General features: G+C 66.3%; 8 protein-coding genes. 6 read left to right on the top strand and 2 right to left on the bottom strand.

Going from position 1 to position 11,841, the window contains the following annotated elements; all coding sequences use genetic code 11:
* Positions 1 to 347 precede the first annotated feature (347 nt).
* A complete protein-coding gene (dnaE, locus tag ABWV23_RS08510) occupies positions 348 to 3,872 on the top strand; it encodes a DNA polymerase III subunit alpha (protein ID WP_353346958.1) in 3,525 nt (1,174 codons plus the stop codon).
* Between the two features lie 154 nt (positions 3,873 to 4,026).
* On the opposite strand, the gene ABWV23_RS08505 is transcribed toward dnaE, so the two are convergent.
* A complete protein-coding gene (locus ABWV23_RS08505) occupies positions 4,027 to 4,221 on the bottom strand; it encodes a SlyX family protein (protein ID WP_353346956.1) in 195 nt (64 codons plus the stop codon).
* A gap of 123 nt (positions 4,222 to 4,344) precedes the next feature.
* Between ABWV23_RS08505 and ABWV23_RS08500 the strand changes: the two genes are divergently transcribed.
* From ABWV23_RS08500 to hisG, 4 genes are all read left to right on the top strand, one after another.
* Positions 4,345 to 5,148, top strand: coding sequence for a crotonase/enoyl-CoA hydratase family protein (locus tag ABWV23_RS08500; RefSeq protein ID WP_353346954.1), 804 nt, complete (start codon positions 4,345 to 4,347; stop codon positions 5,146 to 5,148).
* Between the two features lie 167 nt (positions 5,149 to 5,315).
* On the top strand, positions 5,316 to 6,812 hold the full coding sequence (hisS, locus tag ABWV23_RS08495) for a histidine--tRNA ligase (protein ID WP_353346952.1): 1,497 nt from the start codon (positions 5,316 to 5,318) through the stop codon (positions 6,810 to 6,812).
* Positions 6,812 to 7,900: an ATP phosphoribosyltransferase regulatory subunit gene (locus ABWV23_RS08490; protein WP_353346950.1), complete on the top strand. Its 1,089-nt coding sequence runs from the start codon at positions 6,812 to 6,814 to the stop codon at positions 7,898 to 7,900. The genes hisS and ABWV23_RS08490 overlap by 1 nt, the downstream gene beginning before the upstream one ends.
* Positions 7,897 to 8,589 carry an ATP phosphoribosyltransferase gene (gene hisG / locus ABWV23_RS08485; RefSeq protein ID WP_353346948.1) on the top strand — a complete coding sequence of 231 codons (693 nt, stop codon included), beginning with the start codon at positions 7,897 to 7,899 and terminating at the stop codon, positions 8,587 to 8,589. The genes ABWV23_RS08490 and hisG overlap by 4 nt, the downstream gene beginning before the upstream one ends.
* A gap of 115 nt (positions 8,590 to 8,704) precedes the next feature.
* On the opposite strand, the gene ABWV23_RS08480 is transcribed toward hisG, so the two are convergent.
* Complete coding sequence (locus ABWV23_RS08480; RefSeq protein WP_353346946.1) at positions 8,705 to 9,136, bottom strand: DUF1489 family protein; 432 nt, start codon at positions 9,134 to 9,136, stop codon at positions 8,705 to 8,707.
* A gap of 172 nt (positions 9,137 to 9,308) precedes the next feature.
* On the opposite strand from ABWV23_RS08480, the gene ABWV23_RS08475 reads away from it, so the two are divergent.
* Positions 9,309 to 11,597 carry an adenosylcobalamin-dependent ribonucleoside-diphosphate reductase gene (locus ABWV23_RS08475; protein WP_353346944.1) on the top strand — a complete coding sequence of 763 codons (2,289 nt, stop codon included), beginning with the start codon at positions 9,309 to 9,311 and terminating at the stop codon, positions 11,595 to 11,597.
* The last annotated feature ends 244 nt before the right edge of the window (positions 11,598 to 11,841 follow it).

Raw genomic sequence — 11,841 nt, 5'->3', positions numbered from 1 at the left:
CGCCTTACCCCGTTGAGCCCTGATGTGCCTGTCTTCGATGCGACGTAAAAAACAGGCGGGCCTTGTCCTTGTTGACCAAGGTTAGGGAGAGGCCCGGCTTCGACGCAAGGGAAACCATGGCGCGCCGGGGGCGCGGTTTGGCTGCGGCATTTTGTTGCGATCGGTGTTCGCTATCTAATATTGCAATGATTTCAATAAGTTGATGTGAATTTCGGCGCATTGGGCGCCTGAAGCTCTTTCAATATTTTCCGATTAATCGCGCCCATTTTCTCAGCGAATACCGGTTCCGGCCAGATCGTTGTCGCCGGCGTCTTTCCCTGCCCGCGCCGGCAAGATAGCCTGCCGGCATGAGCAGCACCCCCCGATTCATCCATCTCCGCACCCATACCGAGTACTCTCTTCTGGAGGGGGCCGTGCGGCTGAAAAAGCTTTCGGGTCTGTGCCAGACCCACGAGATGCCGGCCGTCGCCCTGACCGACACCAACAACATGTTCGCGGCGCTGGAGTTTTCCGTTACGCTCTCGGGCGCGGGCATCCAGCCCATCGTCGGGTGCCAGGTCGATCTGGCCTATGACGGCGACGTGGCGCAGCCCAGTGCTCGGGTGCAGGCGCTGGCGACGGGGGCGCTGGTGCTGCTGGCGCAGAGCGAGCGCGGCTACGAGAACCTGATGAAGCTGAACTCCTGCCTCTACCTGCGCGGCGACGGTCAGGACCCGCATGTGCTGGTGGAGGAATTGGAGCGCCACGGCGAGGGGTTGATCTGTCTGTCCGGCGGGCCGGAGGGGCCGGTAGGGCAATTGCTGCAACAGGGGCGTGGCGACGAGGCCCTGGCGCTGATGACCCGTCTGCACCGCCTTTACGGCGACCGGCTGTATGTCGAGCTGCAACGCCACCCCGGCGAGGATGGTGCGCCCAAGGCCGAGCGGCTGACCGAGCGCGGCTTCGTCGAGATGGCCTATGAGATGAACATCCCGCTGGTGGCGACCAACGATGTGTACTTTCCGAACCCCGAAATGTACGAGGCGCATGACGCGCTGCTCTGCATCAGTGAGGGCGCCTATGTTGACCAGGCCGACCCGCGTCGCCGCCTGACGCCGCAGCATTACTTCAAGTCGCCGCAAGAGATGATCACGCTCTTCGCTGACCTGCCCGAGGCGGTGGAGAACACCGTCGAGATCGCCCGGCGCTGTGCCTTCATGACCTACAAGCGGGCGCCGATCCTGCCCAAGTTCGCCGATGACGAGGTCGAGGAGCTGCGCCGCCAGGCCAAGGAGGGGCTGGCGGCCCGGCTGGCGGTGATCCCGCACGCGGCCCCGGTCGAGGAATATGAAAAGCGCCTCGCCTTCGAGATGGAGATCATCGAAGGGATGGGGTTTCCCGGCTACTTCCTGATCGTGGCCGATTTCATCAAGTGGTCCAAGGACAACAACATTCCCGTCGGGCCGGGGCGGGGGTCGGGCGCGGGCAGCCTTGTCGCCTATGCGCTGACCATCACCGACCTCGACCCTCTGCGCTACAGCCTGCTGTTCGAACGGTTCCTGAACCCCGAGCGGGTCTCGATGCCCGACTTCGACATCGACTTCTGCATGGACCGGCGCGAAGAGACGATCCACTACGTTCAGCAGAAATACGGCCGCGACAAGGTCGGCCAGATCATCACCTTCGGCGCGCTTCTGTCCAAGGCGGCGGTGCGCGATATCGGCCGGGTGCTGCAGATGCCCTACGGCCAGGTCGACCGGCTGTCGAAGATGATCCCGGTCGAGGGGGTCAAGCCGGTCAGCATCGAGAAGGCGCTGCAGGACGAGCCGCGCCTGCGCGAGGCGGCGGACGAGGAAGAGGTGGTCGCCCGCCTGCTGGATTATGGGCAGCAGGTCGAGGGGCTGTTGCGCAACGCCTCGACCCACGCCGCCGGGGTGGTGATCGGTGACCGGCCGCTGGACGAGCTGGTGCCGCTGTACCAGGACCCGCGCTCGGACATGCCGGCGACCCAGTTCAACATGAAATGGGTGGAACAGGCCGGCTTGGTGAAGTTCGACTTTCTCGGGCTGAAGACCCTCACGGTGATCCAGAACGCGCTGGACCAGATCCTGAAATCGGGCCGGCCGCTGCATGTGGCGGCTGACGGCACCCAGCTTTACGAGCCCGCCAAGGGGGCCGAGAACCAGATCAACGCCATCCCGCTGGACGACGAGAAGACCTACAGCCTCTACGCCCGCGCCAAGACGGTGGCGGTGTTCCAGGTGGAAAGTTCGGGGATGATGGATGCGCTCAAGCGCATGAAGCCCAACTGCATCGAGGATATCGTGGCGCTGGTCGCGCTCTACCGGCCCGGCCCGATGGAGAACATCCCGACCTATTGCGAGGTCAAGAACGGCCAGCGCGAGATCGAATCCGTGCATCCCACGATCGACCATATCCTGGAAGAGACGCAGGGCATCATCGTCTACCAGGAACAGGTGATGCAGATCGCCCAGGTGATGGCGGGCTATTCGCTGGGCGGCGCCGACCTGCTGCGCCGGGCGATGGGCAAGAAGATCAAGGAGGCGATGGATGCGGAACGCCCCAAGTTCGTCGAAGGTGCCAAGAAGAACGGCGTCGACAACAAGAAGGCGACCGAGGTCTTCGACCTGTTGGAGAAATTCGCCAACTATGGGTTCAACAAGTCGCACGCGGCGGCCTATGCGGTGGTCTCGTACCAGACCGCCTGGTTGAAGGCGAACCACCCGGTCGAGTTCATGGCCGGGGTGATGAACTGCGATATCCACCTCACCGACAAGCTGGCGGTCTATTTCGAAGAGGTGCGCAAGGGACTCAAGCTGCCCTGGGTGCCGCCCTGCGTGAACCGCTCGGAGGCCACCTTCAACGTGGTGAATGGCGAGCTGGTCTATGGGCTCGGTGCGCTCAAGAACGTTGGCGTCGAGGCGATGCGGCTGGTGGTCGAGGGCCGCCGCGCCGACGGTCAGGACCGGCCCTTTGCCACGCTTTACGACTTCGCCCGACGGGTGGACCTGAAGAAGATCGGCAAGCGCCCAATGGAGATGCTGGCGCGGGCCGGTGCATTCGACCAGCTTGACCGCAACCGGCGCCGGGTGTTCGACAGCCTTGATGCGCTGGTCGCCTATTCGGCGGCGATCCACGAGCAGAAGGCCAGCGCGCAGGTCTCCCTGTTCGGCGAGGCGGGCGAGGACCTGCCCGAGCCGCGCCTGAGCCCGGTGCCCGACTGGCTGCCCGCCGAGCGGCTGGCCGAGGAGTTCAAGGCGGTGGGGTTCTACCTGTCGGGGCACCCGCTGGACGATTACATGGTGCCGCTCAAGCGCCGGGGTGTGCTGACGCTGGACGAGGTGACGGCCAAGGCCGGCAACGGGCCGCTGGTGGCCAAGCTTGCCGGCGTGGTGTCCTCCCGGCAGGAGCGCAAGTCGGCGCGCGGCAACCGCTTTGCCTTCGTGCAATTGAGCGATCCCACCGGCGCCTATGAGGTGACGCTGTTCTCCGAGGCGCTGGAGAAATCGCGCGACTCGCTGGAGACCGGATCAAAGGTGGTGATGACGGTCGAGGCGACGATGGAGAGCGACCAGCTCAAGCTGTTGGGCCGGGGCGTCGCGCCGGTCGATGCGGCGGTGGCGCAGGCGGGGACGGCGGGGCTCAAGATCTTCGTGGAGAACTCGAGCGCCGTGACCACCGTGGCGACGATCCTGGAGGAGGCCGCCAAGGCGGCGCGCGGGGCGGCCAAGGGACCGGTGCAACTGTGCCTGCTGGATCCCGCGCTGCCGGGCGAGGTGGAGATGGACCTGGGCGCCGAGTTCGCGATCAACCCGCAGATCAAGGGCGCGTTGAAGAGCCTGGATGGCGTGCTCGACGTGGAAGAGATGTAGGCCGCGCAGGTTTGACGGCCTGTCATCCCTGCGAAAGAATGCCTGTCATCCCAGCGAAAACGGGGATCTTTTTCGTCGCTGTGTCCAAGTGATCAGCTCCCCGCTTTCGCGGGGATGACAGGGGAGGGCGCTTGCCAAGGAAGGCAGCCCTCGCTCAGTAATGCGGGGGGCGTTCGTCGCCCAGCACCACGCCGCCGGTGCCCTCGGCCTCGCGGCTGGCTTCGCGCTGCATCAACATCTCGACCCGGCGGGTCAGCCGGTCAATCTCATCCTGCTGGCGGGCGACGACATCGCTCAGGTCCTCGACGGTGCGGGTCAGGTGGGCCAGCCGTTCTTCGATCTGCTGCATCGCGTTCTCCTTTCCCGACCAGATAGGCCCACGCGGCGCGCGGCGCAACGTCACGCGGCGCGCGACCTTGTCAGCCGAGCCGGCGGCGCGTCAGGCTGACGGGCAAGAGGGAGGAGTGAGACCATGACCATCCGGATCGAAACCGAGGGGGCGGTGCGCACCATCGCCATCGACCGACCCGCCGCGCGCAACGCGGTGAACCCGGAGACCGCGCAGGCGCTTTACGCGGCGTTCCTGGACTTTGATGCCGACCCCGATCTTGCGGTCGCGGTGCTGACCGGCACGGGCGGGGCGTTCTGTGCCGGGTTCGACCTCAAGGCGGCGGGGTCCGGTGCCGCCGATGATTGGATCGCGCGTCTCGACATCCCGGGCGAGTGGTCCGATCCGATGGGCGATCCGCGCCCGGGGCCGATGGGGCCGTCGCGGTTGATGCTGGGCAAGCCGGTGATCGCGGCGATCGAGGGGCACGCGGTGGCGGGTGGCATGGAACTGGCGGCGTGGTGCGACTTGCGGGTGATGGCCGAGGGGGCGAACACCGGCGTGTTCTGCCGCCGCTGGGGCGTGCCGCTGATCGACGGCGGTACCGTTCGCCTGCCGCGCCTGCTGGGGCAGGGGCGGGCCAACGACCTGATCCTGACCGGGCGACCGATGGGCGCGCAGGAGGCGCAGGCGATGGGCTTTGCCGACCGGGTGGTGCCGCAGGACGGGGCGCTGGCCGCGGCACAGGCGTTGGCCCGCGATCTGACCCGGTTCCCGCAGGGATGCCTGCGCGCCGACCACCTCTCGGCCCGGATGCCGCCCGCCGATCTGGCCGCCGCGCTGCGCCGCGAATGGGCCTCGGCGGCGCTGTTCGTCGAAGAGGGGCGGGCCGGCGCGGCGCGGTTTGCCGGCGGCAAGGGGCGCGGCGGGGATTTCTCGTCGCTTTGAGCCTGCCGCCCAGTTGGCGCGCCGCATTGCGGATTTTCGGTGAAAATCCGCAGCCTCCGGCGGGAGTATTTTTCGAAGAGAAGAAGCCGTGGGCGGCGCGCGCCTTGCCCCCCGGGGGGGCATGGGATAGACCGCGCCGCGACACGTGAGCGAGCAGGAGCCCCGCGATGGCCAAGCCCAAGAAACAGCCCCGCCCCAAGGCCGAGACGCCAAAGGGCTTCCGCGACTATTTCGGCGCCGAGGTGACCCAGCGCAGCGAGATGCTGCGCCAGATCGCCGGGGTTTACCATCGCTACGGCTTTGACGCGCTGGAAAGCAGCGCGGTGGAGACGGTCGAGGCGCTGGGCAAGTTCCTGCCCGATGTCGACCGCCCCAACGAGGGTGTCTTCGCCTGGCAGGAGGGCGGCGAAGAGGACAAGGGCGACTGGCTGGCGCTGCGCTATGACCTGACCGCCCCGCTGGCGCGGGTCTATGCCCAGCACCGCAACGATCTGCCGACGCCCTATCGCCGCTATGCGATGGGGCCGGTCTGGCGCAACGAGAAGCCGGGGCCGGGGCGCTATCGCCAGTTCTATCAATGCGACGCCGATACCGTCGGCAGCGGCGCGATGGCCGCCGATGCCGAGATCTGCGCCATGCTCGCCGACACGCTGGAGGCGGTCGGGATGCCGCGCGGCGATTACCTGATCCGGATCAACAACCGCAAGGTTCTGAACGGCGTGCTGGAGGCGATGGGCGTGGCCAACGAGGGGCAGGCGGCCGACGTGCTGCGCACCATCGACAAATTCGACAAGGTCGGCGAGGCTGGTGTGCGCGAATTGCTGGGCAAGGGGCGGCTGGATGCCTCTGGTGCCTATATCGACGGGGTCGGGCTGACCGAGGCGCAGGCCGAGCCGGTGGTCGCCTTTCTTACCTCCAAGGGCGCCGATGCGGCCGAGACGCTGGCCAACCTGCGCGCCGCCGTGGGCGAGAGCGCGATGGGCGCCGAGGGCGTGGGCGAGTTGGAGCAGATCGCAGATCTGCTCGCTGCGCAGGGCTATGGCCCCGACCGGATCGTGATCGACCCCTCGGTCGTGCGCGGGCTGGGGTACTATACCGGGCCGGTCTACGAGGCCGAGTTGACCTTCGAGATCTTCGACGAGAAGGGCCGCAAGCGGCAGTTCGGATCGGTCGCCGGTGGCGGGCGCTATGACGACTTGGTCAAGCGTTTCACCGGGCAGGCGGTTCCGGCGACGGGTGTCTCCATCGGGGTGGACCGGCTGCTGGCAGCGCTGCGGGAAAAGGGTCGGATCACCGCCCACGAACAGGGCCCGGTGGTGGTCACCGTGATGGACCGCGACCGGATGGCGGATTACCAGGCGATGGTGGCCGAGCTGCGCAACGCCGGTATCCGCGCCGAGGTCTATCTGGGTAACCCCAAGAACTTCGGCAACCAGCTGAAATACGCCGACCGCCGCCACTCCCCGGTCGCGGTGATCGAGGGCGGCGACGAGAAGGAGCGCGGCGTGGTCCAGATCAAGGATTTGATCCTGGGCGCCAAGATTGCCGAGAACGCGACGCTGGAGGAATGGAAGGAACGCCCGAGCCAGTTCGAGGTGCCGCGCGGCGATCTGGTCGCCAAGGTGCGCGAGATCCGGGGCAGTCAAGACGGCGGGCAGGGCTGATGCCCCGCCGCGCCCGCATCCTGGCCCGCGCCGCCGGGCTGCGCAGCTATTTCGAGCAGGCGGGGGCACGCCCGGTCGAGACCCCGGTGCTGCAACCGGCCGAGACGCTGCTGGATCTTTACGGCGAGGATATCCGCGGCCGGGCCTACATGACCTCGGACGCGCTGCGGGGCGAGCTGATGCTGCGCCCCGACTTTACCGTGCCGGTGGTGCAGATGCACATGCACCATGGCGCCGAGCCGGCGCGCTATACCTATTCCGGCGAGGTGTTCCGCCGCCAAGAGCACGACCCGGACCGCGACAATGAGTATATCCAGGTGGGATACGAGGTATTCGACCGCACCGATCCGGCGGCGGCGGATGCCGAGGTGTTCACCCGGATCGCCGGGGCGCTGTCGGGGTTGCCGTTGCGCGCGGCCACCGGCGATATCGGTATCCTTATGGCGGCGGTGGCCGGGCTGGAGACCACCGAGGCGCGCAAGGCGGCACTGATGCGGCATATCTGGCGCCCGCGCCGGTTCCGCGTGTTGCTGGATCGCTATTCGGGGCGCGCGCGGATGCCCGCGACCCGGACCGCGCTGCTGGCGGCTGCCGACCCGATGGCCGAGGCCGGGCCGCAGATCGGGCTGCGCAGCCGTGCCGATATCGAGGCGCGGATCGAGGCGCTGCGGTTCGATGCCGCCGCGCCGAAGATCTCGGAACGCGAGATGACCGCGCTGGAAAGCCTGCTGGCGGTGCGCGAGACGCTGCCCTTTGCGTTGGAACGGTTGCGGGACGTGGCGGTGGACCTGCCGCAGATCACCCCGGCGCTGGACCAGTTGGAGGCGCGGATCGCCGCACTGGCCGCGCGCGGGGTCGAGGTCGAGACGCTGGAGTTCGAGGCCAGCTATGGCCGCACCTCGATGGAGTATTACGACGGGTTCGTCTTCGGGTTCAACGCCGCGACGCGCGCCGACCTGCCGCCGGTGGCGACCGGCGGGCGTTATGACGCGCTGACCCGGGCGCTGGGCGACGGCGCCGAGATCCCGGCGGTGGGCGGCGTGTTGCGCCCCGGCCTGATGCTGACGCTCGAGGAGGCGGCGCAATGACTGTGAAGCTGGGCGTGCCCTCTAAGGGGCGGCTGATGGAAAAGACCTTTGACTGGTTCGAGAAGCACGGCATCCGGTTGAGCCGGACCGGGTCCGACCGGGAGTATTCCGGCGCGGTCGAGGGGATCGAAGGGGTGTCGCTGGTGCTGCTGTCGGCGGGAGAGATCCCGCGGGAACTGGCTGCCGGGCGGATTCACCTGGGCGTTACCGGCACCGACCTGGTGCACGAAAAGCTGCCACGCTGGGAACAGCAGGTCGAAGAGGTCGCGCCGCTGGGCTTTGGCCAGGCCGACCTGATCCTCGCGGTGCCCGCATGTTGGGTCGATGTGGACACTTTGGACGATCTGGACGCGGCGGCGGCGGGGTTCCGCGCGCGCCACGGGTTCCGGTTGCGGATCGCGACCAAGTATCACCGGCTGGTGCGCGATTTCCTGACCGATGCCGGTGTCGCCGATTACCAGCTGGTCGACAGCCAGGGCGCCACCGAGGGCACCGTCAAGAACGAGACCGCCGAGGCGATCGCCGACATCACCTCGACCGGCGAGACGCTGCGGGCCAATCACCTGAAGATCCTCGGCGACGGCCTGGTGCTGCGCAGCCAGGCGACGCTGTGGCGCAGCCGGGTGGCCCAGTGCGACGCAGCGGAGAAGGCGGCGCTGAAGGCGCTGCTGGAGCGAATCGACGGTTAAGTCTGGTCGAACGATCCCGGATCAAGTCCGGGATGATAACCGAGAGGATGCCATTGTCCTGTCCCCCCGGCCTCGGTGCCGGGGTCTTCATGCCGGTGCAGAGATGGTGCGCGGCTCAGAGCACCCCGATTTCGGCCAAGGCGCGATCCAGATCCTCGGGCAGGGCATCTTCCTGCGCGCGGCCGGCCGGCAGGTCGGCGGGGGCATCCTCGGGCTTGAGATAGCGCCAGCCCTGGAACGGACGCCGGGTCGCGGCGCGGGTCATCACCACCTCGGGATCGAGCACGATGCCGCAGCGTTTGATGCCGTCGCCGTTGTCGACCTCGTCCAACCGTAAAATGCGTTGCCGGGCCAGAACCTGTCCCTTGAACACCCAGTAGAGCGAGCCGCCATCGAGCAATTCATCGGCGCGCTTGGGCCACATCCGGGTGACATGCCGCGGTAGCCCGTCGGGTCCGTGCGCGCGAGGGTTGCGTTGCCAGTCGACAAGGTCCTGCACCCCCTCGGCGCCGACGCACAGCTTGATCAGATTCACGGTCGCACCCACCCGAGTCGCCCCCTTGCTCAGAAGCTCATATTGTAGGGCTTGCGACAGGGACTGCAAACTCTTGTGCTATTTTGTCGGGATCGGTGGCTGTGACTTGTTGTGGTCGGCCGAGGTTGTGGTGTATCTAGGATGTCCATTCCGCAACACCAATCCTCTGCCAAGGATCGCCAAGATGACCCGTTTCGCCGCCCCCATTGCCGAGCAGATCTGGGATATGAAGTACCGCTTCAAGTCCGCAGACGGCACGCCGATCGACCAGACTGTCGAGGACAGCTGGCGGCGCATCGCCCGCGACCTGGCCCGGGTCGAGAAGGAGCCGGAACTGTGGGAAGAGCGATTCTTCAACGCGCTGGAGGATTTCAAGTACCTGCCCGCCGGGCGCATCACCGCCGGCGCCGGCACAGCGCGCGAGGTGACGCTGTTCAACTGTTTCGTCATGGGCACGGTTCCCGATACCATGGGCGGCATCTTCGACATGCTGAAAGAGGCCGCGCTGACCATGCAGCAGGGGGGGGGAATCGGCTATGATTTCTCGACCATCCGGCCCCGTGGTGCCGCCGTTGCCGGGGTGGCCGCCGATGCCTCGGGACCGCTGTCGTTCATGGATGTCTGGGATGCGATGTGCCGCACCATCATGTCGGCCGGGTCGCGCCGGGGGGCGATGATGGCGACGATGCGATGCGATCACCCGGACGTGGAACAGTTCATCTCGGCCAAGTCGGATCCGGCGCGGTTGCGCAATTTCAACATGTCGGTCCTGGTCACCGATCCCTTCATGGAGGCGGTCAAGGCCGACGGCCCGTGGGAGTTGAAGTTCGGCGACAAGGTCTATCACACGGTGCAGGCGCGCGACCTGTGGAACAAGATCATGCGCGCCACCTATGATTACGCCGAGCCGGGCGTGATCTTTATCGACCGCATCAACAAGATGAACAACCTCGCCTATTGCGAGCAGATCGCCGCCACCAACCCCTGTGGCGAACAGCCCCTGCCGCCCTATGGCGCCTGCCTGCTGGGCTCGATCAACCTCGCCCGGCTGGTCACCGACCCGTTCGGGGACGGCGCCGCTCTGGATCAAGAGGCCCTGTCAGAGTTGGTCGCCACCGCGGTGCGGATGATGGACAACGTGGTCGATGCCTCGAAATTCCCGCTGCCCGAACAGGCCGCCGAGGCGCAGGCCAAGCGGCGCATCGGGCTGGGGGTGACCGGGCTGGCCGACGCCCTGTTGATGCTGGGGCTGCGCTATGGCAGCGAAGAGGCCGCACGGCAGACCGAGGATTGGCTGCACGCCATCGCGCGGGCCTCCTATCTGTCCTCGGTCGAGCTGGCCAAGGAAAAGGGCGCCTTTCCGCTGTTCGACGCCGAGAAATACCTTGCCTCCGGCGCGCTGCAGCAGATGGACGAGGACGTGCGCGCGGCGATTGCCGAACATGGCATCCGCAACGCGCTGCTGACCTCGATCGCGCCGACCGGCACCATCAGCCTGTACGCGGGCAATGTCTCCAGCGGGATCGAGCCGGTGTTCGCCTATGCCTACACCCGCAAGGTGCTGCAAAAGGACGGCTCGCGCACCGAGGAAGAGGTGGTCGATTACGCGGTGCAGATGTGGCGCGACAAGTTCGGGGACAGGGAACTGCCGGATTATTTCGTCAACGCCCAGACACTGGCGCCGCAGGATCACGTGCGGATGCAGGCGGCGGCGCAGAAATGGATCGACAGCTCGATCTCCAAGACCATCAACTGCCCCGAGGACATTTCCTTTGACGCCTTCAAGGATGTCTACATGCAGGCCTATGAGACCGGCTGCAAAGGCTGCACCACCTACCGGCCCAATGATGTGACGGGCAGCGTGTTGAGCGTGAGCGAAACGACCGACGCCGCCCCCGGAGAAGCCGCCGCCCAAGGCGCGGGCGAGACCGAGCCGGGCGCCGAGGTGGTCTATATGTCCGAGCCGCTGGACCGGCCGCAGGCGCTGGAGGGCAATACCTACAAGCTGAAATGGCCCGACAGCGAACACGCCATCTACCTGACCATCAACGATATCGTCTTCAACGGCCACCGCCGCCCGTTCGAGGTGTTCATCAACTCCAAGAACATGGAGCATTACGCCTGGACGCTGGCGCTGACCCGGATGATCTCGGCGGTGTTCCGGCGCGGCGGCGACGTGAGTTTCGTGGTCGAGGAGCTCAAGGCCGTGTTCGACCCGCGCGGCGGTGCCTGGGTGCAGGGCAAGTACATCCCCTCGATCCTGGCCGCCATCGGTGGCGTGATCGAGCGCCACATGATCGCCATCGGCTTCATCGAGGGCGAGGGCATGGGCCTGAAAACCGACCCTCAGGCAGAGGTCGTCAACCTCGACACCCCGCGCGGCAAGGCCTGTCCGTCTTGCGGCCAGTACGAGATGCGGATGATCGAAGGCTGCATGACCTGCGCCAGCTGCGGGTATTCGAAATGCGGTTGATCCGTGGGTGTTCTATTATGTTATTGTTCTGACTACCAATTAATGGCCATCGGCGGGGTTGAAATGGCCATTTCGCAATCAAATGAAGCCCATTGATCGAATTAGCCCGGATTTCGGCGGTTTTTTCCGAGCCGATGTCCGGGCGGTTTGAATCTCTACCAGAGAAGTAGGTCTGTTGGCGTTGCGCGCAAAACGGCATCAGGATTTTTGTCGGATTTCTCGGCGGAACGACTGATTGCGGCAA

The organism is Aquicoccus sp. SU-CL01552, from assembly GCF_040365005.1.
Lineage (GTDB): Bacteria > Pseudomonadota > Alphaproteobacteria > Rhodobacterales > Rhodobacteraceae > Antarcticimicrobium.
Note: the sequence above shows the minus strand (reverse complement) of the source record. Positions and strands in the feature narration are given on the sequence as shown.